At 65.2% G+C, this 20447-nt stretch carries 11 protein-coding genes and 2 pseudogenes; 1 reads left to right on the top strand and 12 read right to left on the bottom strand.

What is annotated here, in order from left to right:
* Window positions 1-51: 51 nt before the first annotated feature.
* The 7 genes and pseudogenes from MPSD_RS05650 to MPSD_RS05620 all read right to left on the bottom strand — a co-directional run bounded on the left by MPSD_RS05650 (window position 52) and on the right by MPSD_RS05620 (window position 6802).
* Window positions 52-825 (bottom strand): crotonase/enoyl-CoA hydratase family protein, encoded by a 774-nt coding sequence (locus tag MPSD_RS05650; protein WP_012392916.1) that lies wholly within the window; start codon window positions 823-825, stop codon window positions 52-54.
* Entirely contained in the window at window positions 822-1553 is a 732-nt protein-coding gene (locus tag MPSD_RS05645) for a PaaX family transcriptional regulator C-terminal domain-containing protein (RefSeq protein WP_020788582.1), read from the bottom strand. The genes MPSD_RS05650 and MPSD_RS05645 overlap by 4 nt, the downstream gene beginning before the upstream one ends.
* Window positions 1554-1566: 13 nt before the next feature.
* A complete protein-coding gene (locus MPSD_RS05640) occupies window positions 1567-2505 on the bottom strand; it encodes a crotonase/enoyl-CoA hydratase family protein (protein ID WP_012392914.1) in 939 nt (312 codons plus the stop codon).
* 8 nt (window positions 2506-2513) lie between these two features.
* A complete protein-coding gene (locus tag MPSD_RS05635; protein WP_086085434.1) occupies window positions 2514-4142 on the bottom strand; it encodes an acyl-CoA dehydrogenase family protein in 1629 nt (542 codons plus the stop codon).
* A gap of 61 nt (window positions 4143-4203) precedes the next feature.
* Window positions 4204-5032, bottom strand: a pseudogene (locus MPSD_RS05630) (extracellular catalytic domain type 1 short-chain-length polyhydroxyalkanoate depolymerase).
* A gap of 64 nt (window positions 5033-5096) precedes the next feature.
* Window positions 5097-5855, bottom strand: coding sequence for a deoxyribonuclease IV (locus tag MPSD_RS05625; protein ID WP_012392911.1), 759 nt, complete (start codon window positions 5853-5855; stop codon window positions 5097-5099).
* Between the two features lie 80 nt (window positions 5856-5935).
* On the bottom strand, window positions 5936-6802 hold the full coding sequence (locus tag MPSD_RS05620; protein WP_020788586.1) for an alpha/beta fold hydrolase: 867 nt from the start codon (window positions 6800-6802) through the stop codon (window positions 5936-5938).
* A gap of 197 nt (window positions 6803-6999) precedes the next feature.
* Here MPSD_RS05620 and MPSD_RS05615 point away from each other — a divergent pair, with 197 nt between their 5' ends.
* Entirely contained in the window at window positions 7000-8913 is a 1914-nt protein-coding gene (locus MPSD_RS05615; protein WP_015354659.1) for a neutral ceramidase, read from the top strand.
* Between the two features lie 49 nt (window positions 8914-8962).
* Here MPSD_RS05615 and MPSD_RS30685 read toward each other — a convergent pair.
* The 5 genes and pseudogenes from MPSD_RS30685 to MPSD_RS05580 form a co-directional block, all read right to left on the bottom strand.
* Window positions 8963-9050, bottom strand: a pseudogene (locus MPSD_RS30685) (PE family protein); the annotation flags it as partial.
* 178 nt (window positions 9051-9228) lie between these two features.
* A complete protein-coding gene (locus MPSD_RS05605; RefSeq protein WP_420811874.1) occupies window positions 9229-10431 on the bottom strand; it encodes an ISAs1-like element IS2404/ISMul1 family transposase in 1203 nt (400 codons plus the stop codon).
* A 744-nt stretch (window positions 10432-11175) separates the two neighbouring features.
* Window positions 11176-15126: a DNA-directed RNA polymerase subunit beta' gene (locus tag MPSD_RS05590; RefSeq protein WP_020788589.1), complete on the bottom strand. Its 3951-nt coding sequence runs from the start codon at window positions 15124-15126 to the stop codon at window positions 11176-11178.
* 52 nt (window positions 15127-15178) lie between these two features.
* On the bottom strand, window positions 15179-18691 hold the full coding sequence (rpoB, locus tag MPSD_RS05585) for a DNA-directed RNA polymerase subunit beta (RefSeq protein ID WP_223161171.1): 3513 nt from the start codon (window positions 18689-18691) through the stop codon (window positions 15179-15181).
* Window positions 18692-19328: 637 nt separating this feature from the next.
* On the bottom strand, window positions 19329-20315 hold the full coding sequence (locus tag MPSD_RS05580) for an ABC transporter ATP-binding protein (RefSeq protein WP_020788591.1): 987 nt from the start codon (window positions 20313-20315) through the stop codon (window positions 19329-19331).
* Between the last annotated feature and the right edge of the window lie 132 nt (window positions 20316-20447).

Raw genomic sequence — 20447 nt, 5'->3', positions numbered from 1 at the left:
CCCAGCACGCAACCCGATGCGGCGCCCGCCCGGCGGCTCAACGGGTTGCGCTCAGTCGTGGCTCGCCTGGGCGCCGTGGCGACCGGCACCCGCGGCGAAGCGCCCGGCCCCCTCCAAGGCCTCGGCGGCCACTCGGGAAATGCTGGCGAATTCCAGATCGAGAGCCGCGGATTCGGGCAAGCCCCATTGCTGAAGCGCTGAGAGGCGATCCGATCGCAGGCATTGTTGCGGCAGCGCCGCCAGCTGGGCCGCCAACTCCTCGGCCGCTTGCCGGGCTTGTCCGTTGGGTACCACCCGATTCGCCAACCCGATTGCCAGCGCCTCGTCGGCCTGCACCGCACGACCGGTAAGGATCATGTCCATCGCCCGGCTGTGGCCGATCAGCCGCGGCAGCCGCACCGTGCCGCCGTCGATGAGCGGCACTCCCCACCGCCGACAGAACACGCCGAATACCGCGTCCTGTTCGGCCACCCGCAGATCGCACCACAACGCCAGCTCCAGTCCCCCGGCCACCGCGTAGCCACTGACCGCGGCGATCACCGGCTTGGACAGCATCATTCGCGACGGGCCCATCGGGCCCGGACCCGTCCGGTGCACGGCGTTGGCCTCCGCGGTGCCGAAAGCCTTCAAATCCGCTCCCGCGCAGAAGGTTCCGCCATTTCCGCACAAGACGGCCACCGAAGCGGATTCATCCCGGTCGAATTCGGCGAATGCCGAGTAGAGCGCGGCAGCCGTCGGACCGTTGACCGCGTTGCGCGCCTGCGGCCGGTTGATGATCACGGTGGTTACCGGACCGTTGCGCTCGACCTGTACTAGATCACTCACTTCGCCTCCAGGAGTTGGTTTGTGCCGCGGCGTTTCGCCAGTTCAGTGGCGAAGTCGTGGTAGGCGCTACGAAGCTGAGCCCCCGGCCACTTCGCGGGCAGCAGCTCCTCGGGCAACATCGGATCCGAAAGCAGGTGGCGCACCATCGCCGCGGCCAGGGCGAACTGTCCCGGAATGTCTGCTGCCTCTGCCATTTCGGCCATCTCGCCGAGCAGTCGGTCACCTACCCCAGCCCATTCGGTCAGGTCCCACAGTTGCCCGGCCAACTCGGCCGGGGCGTCGTCACGCGCCGTGAGCATCCGCACCCGCTCGGCGACGTCGGCGGCCAGTTCCAGGTCGAGATTGTCGGGACGCAGCCATACCCCTTCGCGCAGTTCTGCGAAACGCTTGTCGTGCATGGTTGTTCGCAGCGCAGCACGGGTTCGCGCATCCGTGCCGACACTGGTCACAATCACCAGGTGCCAGTTCCCCTGCCACGGCCGCACCCGCGGGCGCATGGCCTCGTCCTGCCGCGCTTGGCGCGCCAGCAACCGATCCGAGAGGCGATAGCCATCGGCCGAGCGGATCAGGTCGCCGCCGCTGACCATGCGGGTCAGGGCGACCCGCAGAGCCGTCTCCTTGATACCGAAATCGGCGGTGAGCCTGATCAATTCGCTGACACTGGCCCAAGCGGGATGAGCACCCAGCAAAACGCTGAGCACCACTGATCGCGCTGTCATCGCCGCCACGGTGGCACCCTTCTCAAACCGAAGACGCCCGGCGGCCGTAGTCTCCGAACGGCTCGTCTCGATGCTTCACCGCATCCCGGAAGCCATGCTCGACCGCGTCGGCGACAAAGGCGTGCCCCTCGGGGGTGTGCCGAGCCACGCCGTCGAACACCGTGCTGAGCATCCGGCTGTTGACCACCCCTTGCTGCAGCAGTGCCGAGTTGAGCGCCAGCTTGATCATGATCAGCTGATTGACCGGCAGCGCGGCGATCCGCTCGACCAGGCGCTCCGTGCGCTCATCCAGGTCCTTGGGGTCGGGGGCCTCGACCGCGAGGCCCCACTCGGCGGCCTGCGCACCGGTGATGCAATCGCCGGTGAACAACAGCCGTTTGGCGCGTTGGTCACCGAGCCGGTGTGCCCATAGGCCCGCCGCCGGAACACCCCATACCCGCGTCGGCGGGTAGCCGATTTTCGCGTCGGCGGCGGCGATCACCTGATCGGCGTGCAACGCGATGTCGGTGCCGCCCGCAACGCAGTAACCGTGGATCTTTACCACGGTCGGCTTGTCGGCATGCATCAGGCTGGAGAACCCGCGCACAAACCGGCTCATCATCTGATAGTCGATCATCGGGTCCCAGGGCTGATTGGGTAAGTGGTTGACGGCCTGGGCCTTGCCGTCGAGCACCGTTCCGCGATAGCCGCCCTCGGCGCCGGATGAGGACGACCCCTCGGCATAGGCCGACAGGTCAAATCCCGCGCAGAATCCCTCGCCCCGGCCGGACACCAGAATGACGTGCACCGCCGGGTCAAGATCGGCGCGCTCCACCAGCGCCGAGAGCTCCAATGGGGTGTCCGCGACGATCGCATTGCCCTTCTCGGGCCGATTGAAGGTGATCCGGGCAACCCGGTCGGTGACCTCGTAGGTCATCGTTTTCAGGTTGTCGAAGTCGACCGGCCTGATGGCATGTGTCATCTCGGGGCTCAGCCCTTGACCAGGGCACGTTCGAGGATGGGCGCGAGATCCAGGCCGGTGGGCATGGTCCCGAATGCCCCACCCCACTGACCGCCGATCCGGGTGGCCAGGAACGCCTCGGTCACCGCCGGATGCCCGTGCCGGATGAGCAGCGATCCCTGCAGCGCCAGGCAGATGTCCTCGGCGATCTTGCGGGCCCGGTAGCCAATGGTTTCCAGGTCACCCAGTTGGCGCCGCAGCCCCTCGACGTGGTTGTCCTGGCGGGCATCCTGGCCCGCGCTGTGCGCCAGTTCATCGAAGAGCACCTCGACGCATTCGGGCTTAGTTGCCATGGCACGCAACGTGTCCAGCGCACTGACGTTGCCCGACCCTTCCCAAATCCCCATCAGGGGCGCTTCGCGGTACAGCCGCGGCATGCCGGACTCTTCCACGTAGCCGTTGCCGCCCAGGCATTCCAGCGCTTCGGCGGCGTGCGGCGTGGAACGCTTGCACACCCAATACTTGCTGGCCGCCAATCCGATGCGGCGGAACAGCGCCTCGGTCTGGTCACCGCGCACCGCCTTGTCGGTGGCACCGGCCATGCGTATGGCCACGGTCGTCGCGGCCTCGGCCTCCACCGCCAAGTCAGCCAGCACATTGCGCATCAGCGGCTGATCGATCAGGTAGGCGCCAAAGGCCTTGCGGTGCTGGGCGTGATGCATCGCCCGGGTCAGCCCGGAACGCATGCTGGTGGCGCTGCCCAGGGTGCAGTCCAGCCGGGTGAGGTTGACCATCTCGATGATGGTCGGGACTCCGCGCCCCTCCTCCCCGACCAGCCACGCGGTAGCGCCGTCGTATTCGACCTCGCTGGAGGCGTTGGCATGGTTACCGAGCTTGTCCTTGAGCCGCTGCAGGAACATCCGGTTGCGGGTGCCGTCGGGCAGGATGCGCGGCAGCATGAAACAGGACAGTCCGCCTGGAGCCTGGGCGAGCACCAGGAAGATGTCACACATCGGGGCCGAGGTGAACCACTTGTGCCCGGTGAGCCGGTAGGTGCCGTCGGAGTTCGGGGTTGCCTGGGTGGTGCCGGCGCGCACGTCGGAGCCGCCCTGTTTCTCGGTCATCGACATACCGGCGGTGATGCCGGGCTTGGTGCTGGCCAGCCGCAGTTCCGGGTCGTATTCACGACTGGTCAGCAGGGGTTCGTACACCGCCGCCAGCTCCGGGTTGTAGCGCAGCGCGGGCACCACCGCATAGGTCATCGAGATGGGACAGATGTGGCCCGGCTCGACGGTCCACACCGAGGTTTTGGCGGCCCGCACCACGTGGGCACCCGGCCGATCATCGGCCCACGGCGCCGCGTGCAAGCCATGGCCGATCGCGGTGCGCATCAGCTCGTGGTACGCCGGATCGAACTCCACCTCGTCGATGCGATGACCGACTCGATCGTGGGTATGCAGGATCGGCCGGTTGCGGTCGGCCAGCTCACCCCAGCGCTGCGCTTGGGCGCTTCCCGAGATCGCACCGAGTTCACTCACCTCTTCCAGGCCCCACTGTCCGCCCTCCCGGATCAGCGCTTCGACCAGCATCGGCGACGTCGCGGGGTTGTGGTTCTCCAGCAGCGGAACCTGGTTGGTGACGACATGGGTATCTGACATGCGATCAATGTTACATTTTTCCAACAACCGCACAAAAGGTGTAATGCTGGTGATGGTCCGGCTACCGGGGATGCAGGGCGAAGAACTCCCACAGCATCTCGATGGCCGCCATCATCGATGCTGACCAGCACCACACTGCGGTTGTTCGCACAGCTTGCGACGGAGGTGGCAACCAGACCGCTGACCGTGGCGACCGGCGCGTCACACCGATCCACGTGGCGCCAGAACGCATTCAGGTCCGGCACCGGCGGCCCCGCAATATGGGAGGCGGCGCCGGCCCCGGCGCCCCCCGCGTAGCGAACCAGCGGATCTCCGGTGCCGTGGATGTGCATCACCGACACCGGATGTGGAGACCGGCACGGGTCTAGCTGCGTCCCCGAGACCGGGCCGATCGCCGCGAAAATGCCGGTGTTACAGGCCATGGTGTAGGCCATCATGGCGCCGTTGCTCATCCCCGCGGCATAGACCCGGTTCGCGTCGATGCCGACGTTGTGGGCGACGTCGGCCACCGCCGCACCGATGAATGCGACGTCGTCCACGCCATCGCGCGCGGACCGGCCGCAGCAGCCTCCGCCGTTGACGTTCCAGGCCCTGTTGAGTCCATCCGGATAGACGACCACGAACTTCTCCGAGTCGGCCAACTCATCCCAGTCGTAGGAGCGTTCGGCCTGGCGAGCATTGCCGAACCCGCCGTGCAGCATCACCACCAGCGCAGCACCCGCGGGCAATCCCTCGGGCTGGTAGAGCCGATAGGTGCGATCGACACCGCCAACATCGATCGTGTGGAAACTGGTGCCCTCGGCAAAGCCGGCGGGCGGCGGTGCTCCCCGGTGCCCACAGCCGGCCAGCGCCACCAGAACGGCCAGTAACGTGAACAAATGGCGGCGCACAGATTAACCGTAGGCGCCATTAGCCGTGGTTACGCGCCAACGAAGCCGAAAAAATTGCTGAAAATCAGCTGTTGAGTTTTTCCCGCAGGAACGCGATGTCATCCTTGCGGCCTTCTTCGGCGGTTTCGCAGATGATTGGGGCATCCGCGGCGCGTACCGCCGCCACGAGCAGTTCCGGATCGATTTGCCCGGCGCCCAGATTGGCGTGGCGGTCCCGACCCGATCCCGCGGCATCCCTGGAGTCGTTGCAGTGCACCAGGTCTATCCGGCCGGTGACGGCCTTGATCCGGTCCACACCATGAACCAGCTGCTCACCGGCCGCCCACGCGTGACAGGTGTCCAGGCAGAATCCGATGCCGGTGTCGCCGATGACGTCCCAGAGCCGGGCGATGGTGTCGAAATGACGCGCCATGGCGTGCTCCCCGCCGGCCGTGTTCTCCAGATACACCGGAACATCGGTCTGCAGTTGGTCAAGCGCCTTGCGCCAGCGCTGGAAACCCTCGTCGAGGTCGTTGTCGTCGGCGACGTGGCCGCCGTGCACGATCACCGCCGCCGCGCCGATGTCCGCGGCCGCATCACAGGTCTGCTGCAGGATCTTGCGCGAAGGGATGCGCACCTTGTTGTTCGCCGATGCCAGGTTGATCAGGTAGGGCGCGTGCACGTAGATCGGCAGCGCGGCGGCCTTGAGTTGTGCGGCGTCTTCACGGGGTTTGGGCGCTTTCCAGCTCTGCGGATTGCCCAGGAATATCTGCACTACCTCAGCGCCCTCGGCCTGAGCCGCGGCCAACGGATCCTGCGGACTGACATGCGAACCGATAAGCACGACGTCAGTCTAGCTAGGCACTGCGGTCGCCCAACTCGATGACATCGCTGTGGGCGACGGCCCGAGTTGCCATGGCGGACTTACCGTGCCCGATCGGTAAGCGCGTCCAGGTACTCCGACCAGCGGGTGCGGTCGACAAAACCGTAGTGGCCGGCTCCAGGCCAAACGCCCGCGGTGGCGTCGGGCAGCCGTTCGGCGACGCGTCTTGGCATGTCCGGCGAGATGATGTCGTCCGCGTCTCCGTAGAAGACGTCGAAATGCGCACGCACGTCCTCGAGCTCGAAGCCCCAATCCCACAGGGCCAGCGTCATCTCGTAGAGCCCTTCGCCGCCCTGCTGCGTCCCGGCGATGAAGTTGGCCTCAAACATTGCCCGCTGCGGCGGGTCGCACAGCAACGTCGGCGCGTCCGAGGCGTCCCTATGGGCCATGTTGTCCAGGTGGCCGCCGATGTCGCGCTGGGCCTTCCTGCTTTCGATGTGGTAGATCCACTTCAGCAGGCGCCGCAGGCGGCGAAGCCTGACAACGTATCTGAGGTCCCGCATGGCCAGCAGCTTGGCGAACCCGTCCTGGTCCAACGGCCCGACCGGTGCGGCCAGGACGCCGTGGGTGACTCGATCTGGCAGCCGCACCGCGATCGAAAGCGCGTGCGGGCTGCCACCCGAGTGGCCGGCGACCGCAAAGGCGCCAAGACCCAGGTGATCAGCGAGTTGCTCCATGTCCGCACCCCAATCCACCATCCTGCGGCCGGGCCGGGGCGTGGATCCTCCGACACCAGGCTGGTCGGCGGCAATCATCCACACACCCAGTGATGCGGTCAGATCGTCGTCGGGGTTTCGGATCACCGCCGAATCCGCGAAACCATGGCTGAAGATGACGGGCAGACCGCCGGGATCGCCGTAGGTCAGATACGTCAGTGTCCGGCCATCGGCCAGCGTGAGAGATTCCATCGGTCCTTCCCAGAATCACACCCGGCGTTTCCCATGACGCTAGGCCTACTGCCAACGTCTGGTCACGGGGTCTGCGGCCGGCCAGCACCGGCACACGCTCGGCGCGGGGCGCGTTGTGGTGGGGATAGGATGCCCGCGGGCCGCACTTTGCCAGTGCCCGTGAATTCGCCGGCGTCGTGGAGGATGAGGATTTGGCAATGCTTTCAGTCGGACGCGGCATCGCTGACATCACCGGTGAGGCGGCCGATTGCGGCATGCTCGGATACGGCAAGTCCGACCAGCGCACCGCCGGCATCCATCTTCGGCTCCGGTCACGGGCGTTTGTCTTCCGCGATGATTCCCAAGACGAGAACCCACGATTGCTGTTGGTGGTGGCCGAGCTGCCGATGCCCATGCAAAACGTGAATGACGAAGTGCTGCGCCGCTTGGCGGAGTCCTATGGCGACACCTACACCGAGCAGAACACCCTGATCACCACGACGCACACGCACGCCGGGCCCGGCGGGTACTGCGGATACCTGATGTACAACTTGACGACGAACGGTTTCCGGCCGGCGACCTTTGCCGCGATCGTCGACGGAATCGTCGAGTCGGTGACCCACGCCCATGACGACGTGGCCCCCGCCGAGGTGATGCTGTCGCATGGCGAGTTGCACAGCGCGAGCATCAACCGGTCCCCATCGGCGTTCGACCGCAACCCGGAGGCCGACAAGGCTTTCTTCCCCAACCGCATCGACCCCCAAACCACGCTCGTGCGTATCGATCGGGGCGAGCACACCGTGGGCGCCATCCATTTCTTCGCCACCCACGGCACCAGCATGACCAACCGCAACCGCATGATCTCCGGCGACAACAAGGGCTTCGCGGCCTACCACTGGGAACGCACCGTCCGCGGCGCCGATTACCTCGCCGGGCAGCCCGATTTCATCGCCGCTTTCGCGCAGACCAACCCCGGCGACATGAGCCCGAACGTCGACGGGCCGCTGCCGCCCGGCGCCGCGCCGCAATGTGCTCTGGAGAACACCCGCCAGATTGGGTTGCGCCAGTTCGAGGATGCCTCCACCCAATTGGGCGCCACCACATCCATCGGCACCGGCATCGATGCCCGGTTGACCTATGTCGATCTCAGCTCGGTACGGGTGCGCGGCGAATTCACACCGGATGGTCAGGAGCATCGCACCGGGTCTCCGACCGTCGGCGCCGGTGGCATGGCCGGAACCGAAGAAGGCAAGGGCTTCCAGGGCTTTCACCAGGGCCAAAACCTGTTCTGGGACAAGCTGTCCGGGGCCATGTTCCGATTGGCCGGGGCCCTCGGCGCGACGCAGGCCCCCAAAGGCATCGTGGTACCCGCGGGCCTGCCGAACCGGGTACATCCGTTCGTCCAGGAAATTGCGCCTGTGCAGTTGGTGCGCATCGGGCGGCTCTATCTCATCGGCATCCCGGGCGAGCCGACCGTGGTCGCGGGGCTTCGGCTACGGCGCACCGTGGCCTCGATCGTCGGCGCCGAGCTGGCCGACGTCCTGTGCGTCGGCTACTGCAATGCCTACATCCATTACCTGACCACGCCCGAGGAGTACCTGGAGCAGCGCTATGAGGGCGGCAGCACGCTCTTTGGCCGATGGGAACTGCCCGCCTTCATGCAGATCGTGGCCGGCCTTGCCGAGGCGATGCGAGACGGTCGGCCGATCGCGCCCGGTCCCCGTCCGCGGCTTGCCCGGCCACTGAGCTGGGGGCGTGCCGCCCCCGCCGATACCGGTTCGTTCGGAGCCGTCATCGCCGAACCCGCCGCCAGCTACCGCCCCGGTGAGGCGGTGCAAGCCGCATTCGTCAGCGCGCTGCCCTCCAATGATCTGCGCCGCGGCGACACCTACCTCGAGGTGCAGCGCCGCGAGGGCCAGGACTGGGCGCGAGTCGCCGACGATGGCGACTGGTCGACCAGCTTCCACTGGGAACGGCAAGGGCGAGCCGGCTCACGGGTCAGCATTCGCTGGGAGATCCCCTGCGACACCGCCCCTGGGCAATACCGCATCGTCCACCACGGGGCCGCGCGCAATGGGGTCGGCGCGCTGACACCGTTCACCGCGACGACTCGCGAGTTCACCGTCGGGTAGCTAGTCACTGCTGAGGTGGCCGCGCGGCAAGGTCAGCCACCCGCCCCACCGATCCCGGCGCCCCGTCGGTGCCGTTGCCGATCAACGGACGGCCCCAGCAACGCCTGGGTGGGTGCGTTGATCACATCCAGCGCTTCGTCGCGCGCAGTCCGCAGGATCGAGTGATTGGCGGCCTCGGCGTCTGCGTCGGCCAATATCTCCGGAACCGCCACGGCGTAAGACACCGATGTTCCCCCCTGCAGGTTATTCGGCGACTATTCGCGTCAATCGATACGCATTGGCGTCCGCAGCCCCCCAGGGCTCCGGCGTTGTTGATTAGCAGGCTTGTGAGCTGGGGAATTGTGGATTGAGGAGGTCTAGGCGGCGGTTGGCGGTCAAAGCGGTGATCCGGCAGGCTTCGGCGATGTTGTCGGCGCCGTTGAGGCGGTGCAGATTGATCGCGGTGTTGCGTAGCGTTGCTAGGGCCTGTGCGCCGTTTCCGGTATGTGCCCTTTGACGGTCTTCGTCGAAGGTGACGTCGCGTATCCAGTGCAGGCTGTTCTCGATTCCCCAGTGTTGACGCATCCAGGTCATGATCGCGGTAGGGCGGGCGTGCTCGAACGGCAGGCTGCAGATGGCATAGACCACCTCCACGCTGCGCTGGTCGGTGGCGGTGATCAAGCGTTCACGAGTGATCCGGATGATTTGTTTTGCGTAGGGGAAGCCGATTCCTCGTGCAGCGGTGATGATTTGCAGGGTGCGGGTCTCGACACGGCCGTGGCCGCGGGAGTCGTCGGTAGCGGCTGTGGGCACCTCGGCCCAGGGCAGCGCGGTGATACGCGCAAATATTTTGGCTTGGTTGGACTTGACGATCATCAGGTAGTGCGACTTCAAGGTGGCGCAGATCAACTTCGCGGTGACGACCTGGGTATGCATCGCATCCACGGTGACCAGCCACCGCAAGCTACCCGGCAGCAGCGTGAGCAGGGCACGTACGCAGGGAATTTCATTGCTTTTCTCGGCGACAGCGAGTTGACCGAGCACCAATCGGGCACGGTGGGCGAACACCGACACGAGATGCGTGGCTGTCGCTTTGGCGCGTAAAGCACCACGCAGCATCTTGCCGTCCAACGCGATCGGCACCAATCCACTGGGGTCGCTGCTGGCCACGTGTGCAGTGAAGTAACTGCCCATCCTGGCGTTGAGGTCGGCGGGGTCTAGCCGAGACAAAACAGCGCGGAAGGTCTTCTCACTGGGCCGCCGGAACCGGACCCCTAATTGGGCCAACACATCATCGGGAGCGGTGGCCGCCCATGTGGCAAAACCAGCATAGCCGCGCATCCCCGCGGCAGTGGCCAGAACCGCGATCGCCAACAAAGCCACCAGCGAATACCTCCGACCGCGTGGGTCCCTCAGGTCTGGCACCGAGGCCAACACATCGAGAAACTCCGATCCGATGAACTCGCTGCGCTCACCAGGACTCCAGCAGTCGAACACCTCTGGAACCGACGACACACGCAATACTGAAACGGTAGGCACGGGCAACTCCAGACCAACGACGAACAGTAACCAACTCGATCGTTCTCCAGATAGCCCGTGCCTACACTCCGGCCCCAATAGCGCGGCACCAAAGATCATCAACCCAGCTCACAAGCCTGCTAATCAACAACGCCGGAGCCCTGGGCGGGCCCCCGAAGATCCATTTGCGCATTATCGTTAGCAGGCAGGAAAATTCGCTTTCAAGTCGCATTCTCCACCTTTGTTGCGCCCCAAAAGACGCTGCTTGGAAAGCAATTGAATGGCGCGTTGTGACTTCCACTCGTATCACCGTCGCGCGAAATTCCATTGGCCGAAACGCGCCATTGTCCGCGGCCCCGAAAACGATCGCCGCCAGGCTGCGAGCAGGGGCGCGACGGGTGGCCGGACCTGCACACCCGGCAGTGCCACCTTGGCCCCCAGGTCGTTCCGGGGCCCGAATCCATCGAAATATGTTGTGGTGGAATTCTTTTCGAGCAATGCATGAGGAACTGCAGGGCCGCGTACCTGGATAGGGCGCGCCCCGGGGCGGATGAGACGGCTCTGCCCATCTCACATCGCTGCAGGTCTCGTACGGGCACGGCCGCAACGTCCACAGCGGTGCGCCGTCGGCTCTGGGCCGAGCGCGGCAAAGGGTGCCACTGCGACGGTGGTGCTACCGAGGCGAGTACTCATCCGCCCTCGGCAACCGACATAAGCAAGGCGACCCGAGGCCTAGGGCCTCGGGTCGCCTTCCCTGACGTCTAGCTACCGGTAGTCGCTGTAGCCGTAGTCGTCCAACGGAACCGCAGCACCGGTGGCCTGGCCGAAGTCCGGGCTGTAGTACTGGTCCTCGTAGGACGGGATCGTGTACGCCGCGGCACGGGCCTCTTCGGTCGGCTGCACCGCGATGTTGCGGTAGCGGTTGATACCGGTACCAGCCGGGATCAGCTTTCCGATGATCACGTTCTCCTTCAGACCGTTGAGCTTGTCGCTGCGGCAGTTGATCGCCGCATCGGTCAGCACTCGCGTGGTCTCCTGGAACGACGCCGCCGACAGCCACGAGTCGGTGGCCAGCGATGCCTTGGTGATACCCATCAGCACCGGACGACCGGCCGCGGGCTCGCCGCTTTCGGCCACCACCCGGCGGTTCTCCGCCTCGAACTCCGCACGGTCGATCAGCGAGCCGGGCAGGAACTCCGTCGCGCCCGAGTCGATGATGGTGACCCGGCGCAGCATCTGGCGCACGATCACCTCGATGTGCTTGTCGTGGATCGACACACCCTGCGCCCGGTAGACCTCCTGGACCTCGCGGACCAAGTGGATCTGCACCTCACGCGGGCCCTGCACACGCAGCACCTCGTGCGGGTCGGCAGAGCCTTCCATCAGCTGCTGGCCCACCTCGACGTGGTCGCCGTCGGAAAGCACCCGCTCCGAGCCGTCCTCGTGCTTGAACACCCGCAGCCGCTGCCGCTTGGACAGCTTGTCGTAGACGACTTCCTCGCCGCCATCGTCGGGGACGATGGTGATCTTGTAGAAGCGCTCACCGTCCTCGAGCCGGACCCGACCGGTGACATCGGCGATAGGCGCCTTACCACGCGGCACCCGAGCCTCGAAGAGCTCCTGGACACGCGGCAGACCGCCGGTGATGTCCTCACCCACACCACCCTGGTGGAAGGTACGCATCGTCAGCTGCGTGCCGGGTTCACCGATGGATTGGGCGGCGACGATGCCGACTGCCTCACCGATGTCGACCAGCTTGCCGGTCGCCATCGAACGTCCGTAGCAGGTCGCGCACACACCGGTGCCCGTGGTGCAGGTCAACACCGAGCGAACCTTGACCTGGGTGATACCCGCCGCCAGGCAGGCCTCGATCTCCGGGTCGCCCAAGTCCTCACCACGCGCCACAACGACATTGCCGGCCTCATCGACCGCGTCGGCGCCCAGGGTCCGCGCGTACGCCGAGGTCTCGATGTACGGGTCGCGGATCAGCGTGCCGTCGCCCTGACGCTCGGCCAGCTCGACCATGATGCCGCGCTCGGTCTGGCAGTCGTGCTCGCGCACGATCACGTCCTGGCTGACGTCCACCAGACGACGGGTCAGGTAGCCGGAGTCGGCGGTACGCAGTGCGGTGTCCGCCAAGCCCTTTCGGGCACCGTGGGTGTTGATGAAGTACTCCAACACGGTCAGGCCCTCACGGAACGAGGACTTGATCGGGCGTGGGATGAACTCACCCTTGGGGTTGGTCACCAGACCCTTCATGCCGGCCAGCGTTCGAGTCTGGGTGAAGTTACCCGTGGCGCCCGAGTCGACGATCGTGATGATCGGGTTGTCGGCCGGGTAGTGCTCGCGCAGCGCCTGGCCGACCTCGTCGGTGGCTTCCTTCCAGATCTCCACCAGTGCCTCGTTGCGCTCGTCATAGTTCAGAGCACCACGCTGGAACTGCTTCTCGACCTTCTCCGCCCGCTCCTCGTAGGAGTCGAGGATCTCCTTCTTGCGCGGCGGCACCAGCACGTCGGCCATCGAGACCGTGACACCACTGCGGGTCGCCCAGTAGAAACCGGAGTCCTTGAGCTTGTCGACGGTCTGCGCGACCACGATCATCGGGTAGCGCTCGGCCAGGTCGTTGATGATCGCGGCCTGCACCTTCTTGTGCATCTGCTTGTTCACGAAGGCGTAGCCCAGCGGCAGCAGCTCGTTGAACAACACACGACCCAAGGTGGTCTCGGCCGTCCACGCATCGCCCGGCTGCCAGCCGTTGTGGCCGAACAGCGCGTCCTCGATCTCGGCCGGGGGACGCAGTTGCGTCAGCCGCACCTTGATCTTGGCGCGGACCGAGAGCACGCCCCGGTCGGCCGCCATGATGGCTTCCGCCGGTGACGAGTACACACCCGTCTCCGGGCTGTCCTGCCCAGCGGGCTGGTAGGCACCCTTGTCACCCTCGACCTCGGTGGTCAGGTAGTACAACCCGGTCACCATGTCCAGTCGCGGCATGGCCAGCGGGCGACCCGAGGCCGGCGACAGGATGTTGTTACTCGACAGCATCAGAATGCGGGCCTCGGCCTGAGCCTCGGCGCTCAGCGGCAGGTGCACGGCCATCTGGTCACCGTCGAAGTCGGCGTTGAACGCCTCACACACCAACGGGTGCAGCTGAATGGCCTTGCCTTCCACCAGCATCGGTTCGAAGGCCTGGATGCCGAGGCGGTGCAGGGTGGGCGCGCGGTTGAGCAGCACCGGGTGCTCTGCAATGACTTCCTCGAGCACGTCCCACACCTGCGGACGCTGGCGCTCCACCATCCGCTTGGCGCTCTTGATGTTCTGCGCGTGGTTGAGGTCGACCAGTCGCTTCATCACGAACGGCTTGAACAGTTCCAGCGCCATCAGCTTGGGCAGACCACACTGGTGCAGCTTGAGCTGCGGACCGACCACGATCACCGAACGGCCCGAGTAGTCAACACGCTTACCGAGCAGGTTCTGGCGGAACCGGCCCTGCTTGCCCTTGAGCAGATCGGACAGCGACTTGAGCGGGCGGTTACCCGGACCGGTAACCGGCCGGCCGCGACGGCCGTTGTCGAACAGCGCGTCCACCGACTCCTGCAGCATCCGCTTCTCGTTGTTGACGATGATCTCGGGTGCGCCGAGGTCGATCAGCCTCTTGAGACGGTTGTTGCGGTTGATCACGCGGCGGTACAGGTCGTTGAGGTCGCTGGTGGCGAAGCGGCCACCGTCGAGCTGCACCATCGGGCGCAGCTCCGGCGGAATCACCGGCACCGCATCGAGCACCATGCCCATCGGGGAGTTGCCCGACTGCTGGAAGGCGGCGACCACCTTCAGGCGCTTGAGGGCACGAAGCTTCTTCTGCCCCTTGCCATTGCGAATGACGTCCCGCAGGATCTCGGCTTCGGCGTCGATGTCGAAGGTCTCGATCAGCTTCTGGATCGACTCCGCGCCCATGGCACCGGTGAAGTACTCGCCGTAGCGGTCCTGCAGTTCCCGGTAGAGGTTCTCGTCGACGATCAGCTGCTTGGGGGCCAGCTTGGTGAAGGTGCTCCAGATGTCCTCGAGCCGGTCCAGCTCACGCTGGGCCCGGTCGCGCAGCTGACGCATCTCGCGCTCACCGCTGTCACGAACCTTGCGCCGTGCGTCGGCTTTCGCGCCCTCGGCCTCCAGCTCGGCCAGGTCGGCCTCCAGCTTCTGGGCACGGGCTTCCAGATCGGCATCGCGCTGGTCCTCGACGGCCTTGCGCTCCACCATCATTTCGGCCTCGAACGTGGACAGCTCGTTGTGGCGCATTTCGTTGTCGACCGAGGTGATCACGTATGCGGCGAAGTAAATGATCTTCTCGAGATCCTTCGGCGCCAGGTCCAACAGGTACCCCAACCGCGACGGGACGCCCTTGAAGTACCAGATGTGGGTGACGGGCGCGGCCAACTCGATGTGGCCCATCCGCTCACGACGCACCTTGGCCCGAGTCACCTCGACGCCACAGCGCTCACAGATGATGCCCTTGAAGCGAACGCGCTTGTACTTGCCGCAGTAGCACTCCCAGTCGCGAGTCGGTCCGAAGATCTTCTCGCAGAACAGGCCGTCCTTCTCGGGCTTCAAGGTCCGGTAGTTGATGGTCTCCGGCTTCTTGACCTCGCCGTAGGACCACTGACGGATGTCCTCCGCGGTAGCCAGGCCGATCCGGAGCTCATCGAAGAAGTTGACGTCTAGCACGTAACTCCCTTTCCCCTTGCGGGTTTAGTAACTACTAGCTGGTTCCAAAAGATCAAGCGAGATCTTCGACAGACGCAGATTCGTTGCGAGACAGGTTGATTCCGAGGTTGGCCGCGGCCCGTTCGAGGTCTTCGTCCTCACCTTCGCGCAGCTCGATCGCTGCACCATCGGACGAGAGCACCTCGACGTTGAGGCACAGCGATTGCAGCTCCTTGAGCAGCACCTTGAACGACTCGGGAATACCCGGCTCGGGGATGTTCTCGCCCTTGACGATCGCCTCGTAGACCTTGACGCGTCCGACGGTGTCGTCGGATTTGATGGTCAACAGCTCCTGCAGCGTGTACGCCGCGCCGTAGGCCTGCATGGCCCAACACTCCATCTCACCGAACCGCTGGCCACCGAACTGCGCCTTACCACCCAACGGCTGCTGGGTGATCATCGAGTACGGGCCGGTGGAACGGGCGTGGATCTTGTCGTCCACCAGGTGGTGCAGCTTCATGATGTACATGTAGCCAACCGTCACCGGGTACGGGAACGGCTCGCCGCTGCGGCCATCGAACAGCTTGGCCTTGCCGTCACCGTCGACGAGCACCTCGCCGTCACGGTTGGGCAGCGTGGCCGACAGCAGGCCTTGGAGCTCGGCCTCCTGCGCGCCGTCGAACACCGGGGTGGACACGATGCTGTCCGGTTGAGCCGAGAGCAGGTTTTCGGGCAGCTTGCCCGCCCACTCCGGCACTCCGTTGGCGACGTCGATGTTCCAGCCGGACTTGGCGACCCAACCAAGGTGGGTTTCCAGAATCTGACCGATGTTCATCCGTCGCGGCACACCGTGGGTGTTCAGGATGATGTCGACCGGCGTGCCATCCGGCAGGAACGGCATGTCCTCGGCGGGCAGGATCTTGCCGATGACGCCCTTGTTGCCGTGACGACCGGCCAGCTTGTCACCGTCGGAGATCTTGCGCTTCTGGGCCACGTAGACGCGGACCAGTTCGTTGACACCGGCCGGCAGCTCGTCGTCGTCCTCGCGGGAGAACACCCGAATGCCGATCACCTTGCCGGACTCACCGTGCGGCACCTTCAGCGAGGTGTCGCGGACCTCGCGGGCCTTCTCACCGAAGATCGCCCGCAGCAGCCGCTCCTCCGGGGTCAGCTCGGTCTCACCCTTGGGGGTGACCTTGCCGACCAGGATGTCGCCGTCGCGGACCTCGGCACCGATGCGCACGATGCCGCGCTCGTCCAGGTCGGCGAGCACCTCATCGGAGACGTTCGGGATGTCCCGGGTGATCTCCTCGGCGCCCAGCTTCGTGTCGCGCGCGTCGATCTCGTGTTCCTCGATGTGGATCGAGGTCAGCACGTCCTCTTCGACCAGGCGGTTGGACAGGATGATGGCGTCCTCGTAGTTGTGTCCCTCCCACGGCATGATCGCCACCAGCAGGTTCTTACCCAGCGCCATCTCACCGTTTTGAGTACACGGACCGTCCGCGATCACCTGGCCGGCCTCGACGCGCTCACCAGCGTCCACGATGGGGCTCTGGTTGGCGCAGGTGCCGTGGTTGGAGCGGGCGAACTTGCGCATCCGGTAGGTGTGCCGGGTGCCGTCGTCGGCCATCACGGTGATGTAGTCGGCGGACACCTCCTCGATCACCCCGGCCTTGTCGGCAACGACGACGTCGCCGGCGTCGATCGCCGCGCGCAACTCCATACCGGTACCGACCAGCGGTGCCTCGCTGCGCACCAGCGGGACCGCCTGGCGCTGCATGTTGGCACCCATCAGGGCGCGGTTGGCGTCATCGTGCTCGAGGAACGGAATCATCGCGGTGGCCACCGACACCATCTGGCGCGGCGACACGTCCATGTAATCCACCTCTGACGAGGGCACGTACTCGACCTCGCCCGCCTTCCGGCGGACCAGCACGCGCGGCTCGACGAAGCGGCCCTGCGCGTCGATCGACGAGTTGGCCTGCGCCACGACGTGGCGGTCCTCCTCGTCGGCGGTCAGGTAGTGGATCTCGTCGGAAACGACCCCGTCGACCACCTTGCGGTAGGGCGTCTCGATGAACCCGAACGGGTTGACCCGGGCGTACACCGACAGTGAACCGATCAGACCGATGTTCGGCCCTTCCGGCGTCTCGATCGGGCACATCCGGCCGTAGTGCGACGGGTGCACGTCACGAACTTCCAGACCGGCGCGCTCACGGGACAGACCGCCCGGCCCCAGCGCCGAGAGGCGGCGCTTGTGGGTGAGACCGGAGAGCGGGTTGTTCTGGTCCATGAACTGCGACAGCTGGCTGGTTCCGAAGAACTCCTTGATCGCGGCAACGACCGGACGGATGTTGATCAGCGTCTGCGGCGTGATCGCCTCGACGTCCTGGGTGGTCATCCGCTCCCGGACCACCCGCTCCATCCGCGACATGCCGACCCGGATCTGGTTCTGGATCAGCTCACCCACCGTGCGCAGCCGGCGGTTGCCGAAGTGGTCGATGTCGTCGGTCTCGACCGGCACCTCGACACCGCCCGGAGCGGTCATCGCGGTCTGGCCCTCGTGCAAGCGGACCAGGTATTCGATGGTGGCGACGACGTCTTCCACGGTCAGCGTCGAGCTGGTGATGGGCTGGCCGGCGTTCAGGCCGAGCTTCTTGTTGACCTTGTACCGACCCACGCGAGCCAGGTCGTAGCGCTTCTCCTTGAAGAACAGGTTCTCCAGCAGGGTCTGCGCGGACTCCTTGGTCGGCGGCTCGCCCGGACGCAGCTTGCGGTAGATGTCCAGCAGCGCCTCATCGGTGCCGGCGGTGTTGTCCTTCTCCAGCGTCCCCATCATGATCTCGGAGAAACCGAACCGCTCGTGGATCTGCTCGTTGAACCAACCCAGGGCCTTGAGCAGCACGGTAACCGGCTGGCGACGCTTGCGGTCGATACGCACGCCCACGGTGTCGCGCTTGTCGACGTCGAATTCCAGCCAAGCACCACGGCTGGGAATCACCTTGACGCTGTGCAGCAGCTTGTCGGTGGACTTGTCGATGGTCTCGTCGAAGTAGACACCCGGCGACCGGACGAGCTGGCTGACCACCACACGCTCGGTCCCGTTGATGATGAAGGTGCCCTTCTCGGTCATCATCGGGAAGTCACCCATGAACACCGTCTGGCTCTTGATCTCACCGGTGTTGTTGTTGATGAACTCGGCCGTGACGAACAGCGGGGCCGCGTACGTCATGTCCTTGTCTTTGCACTCATCGACCGGTGCCTTGACTTCGTCGAAGCGGGGGTCGGAGAACGACAGCGACATCGATCCGGAGAAGTCCTCGATCGGCGAGAGCTCGTAGAGCACCTCTTCAAGCCCACCTACCGGGGTGGCGTCACCGCGCTGGGCAGCCGATTCGCGCCAGCGCTGCGAGCCGATCAGCCACTCGAACGAATCGGTCTGAACGTCCAGCAACCCGGGCACTTCAAGCGGTTCGCGAAGCTTGGCAAACGAAACCCGGTTGGGCGCCCCCGGTACGGAGCTGTTTGAAGAACTTTGCGGGCGACCCTGATGGAGACTAGCGTCTGTCTGGCGGAAATCAGCCAAGATGCGTCCTTCCAGCACCTCGTGCGACTAACGAGGACCAAGAAGAGTCCGGTGCGAGCCGGTGCCCACCAAGCCTGTTCGCCGCAGATAATTGTGTCGGTTTTGGCCGGCGAACGAACTACCCGGATCTCACGCACGCAACCGAACGGCTGAGCCGCAAGCGGCTCAGGCTAGGACCACAACGTCAAGTGGCGGGTGAGGTGGGCAGGAAGTAGCCAGCGCAACGTCCAACAATAGCGCAGGACGGCGCATTCCTCAAATGCCCATGACAATTACCTATCCGCGGGCATCGGCGCTGGCTGGCGATCTCGACTTCCCTCGGACACATAGGACACATAGGACACATAGGACACATAGGACACATGCTGACCAACAGATTGACCCGTTTGCGCCCCGCCGTCAAGGGGGACGGGCCGCAAGTTACGCCGAGTTATCCGGAATTTCGGCAACCTCGACTCGCTGAACCGGTTCAGCCCACATGCGCCGGACGACACGCCGGGCAGCGTCTGCCAACACGGGCTTGCGCCGCCCCGGATACCGACGATTTGGCCCACCCAAACCCCGACGTAGGTTCCCCGGAAACGCAATTCGGATTTGCCGCCCGCGGCCGCGCGACGCGCTAGACCCTGGACGGCGGTCAGCGGTGGGTGCCCTCGAGGTCCTCGAGGATTGCCGCCTGGGCGTCCTTGGGCAGCGTGTGCAGCATCTCGCGAACCCGTGCCTGGCGGCGGGCGACGGCCTTACGTTCCGGCATGCCCGGAGTCGCTTGGATCTGCGGTGGCACACCCTCGATGTCCTCGGTGCCGCCGGCGTGCTGTCCGGCGTCGATCATGGCCTGCTCTTCGGCCATGGTGGCCTCGTCCTTTTCCTCGGACATGCCGATCGGGCCGATGCGGCGGCCGTTGAGGAACTGCCGAACCACGGGCTCATCGCTGGTGAGCAGCACCTCGCGGGGGCCGAACATGACCAGGTGCTTACGGAACAACATGCCCATGTTGTCCGGCACGGTGCGCGCGATGTTGATGTTGTGCGTCACGATCAGGATGGTGGCATCGATCTGGGCGTTGATGTCCATGATCAACTGGCTCAGATAGGCGGTACGGACGGGGTCCAGACCCGAGTCGGGCTCGTCGCAGAGAATGATCTGCGGGTCGAGAACCAGCGCCCTGGCCAGGCCGGCGCGCTTGCGCATACCACCGGAGATCTCACCGGGGAACTTCTTCTCATCACCGGCGAGACCGACCATGGCCAGCTTCTCCATGACGATGTCACGGATTTCGCTTTCCTTCTTCTTGGTGTGCTCACGCAGCGGGAAGGCGGTGTTGTCATAGAGGTTCATCGACCCGAACAGCGCACCGTCCTGGAACAACACACCGAACAACGTCCGGATCTCGTAGAGCTCCTTGGCCGAACATTCGATGATGTCGGTGCCATCGATGAGGATCGAGCCGCGCTCTGGGCGCAGCAGACCGATGAGGGACTTCAGGAACACCGACTTGCCAGTACCGGAGGGACCAAGCAACACGCTGACCTCCCCGGCCGGGATCGTCAGCGTGACGTCTTCCCAAATCCTCGAGGATCCGAAGGACTTTGTCAGTCCGTTGACCTCGATAGCGACGCCCATGGGAAATCCTTCCAATGCCGATGCCCGTGACCTGCACCGTTGATGTGGCTTGAGTCACTGTAGCGCACGTCATGGGCGGGATATCAGGGTTGGATAGATAACAAATCTCCCGCAGGCCACGCCAGCCACCCG

Origin of the sequence: Mycobacterium pseudoshottsii JCM 15466, from assembly GCF_003584745.1 — a bacterium.
In the GTDB taxonomy this organism is placed as follows: Bacteria; Actinomycetota; Actinomycetes; order Mycobacteriales; family Mycobacteriaceae; genus Mycobacterium; species Mycobacterium marinum.
Note: the sequence above shows the minus strand (reverse complement) of the source record. Positions and strands in the feature narration are given on the sequence as shown.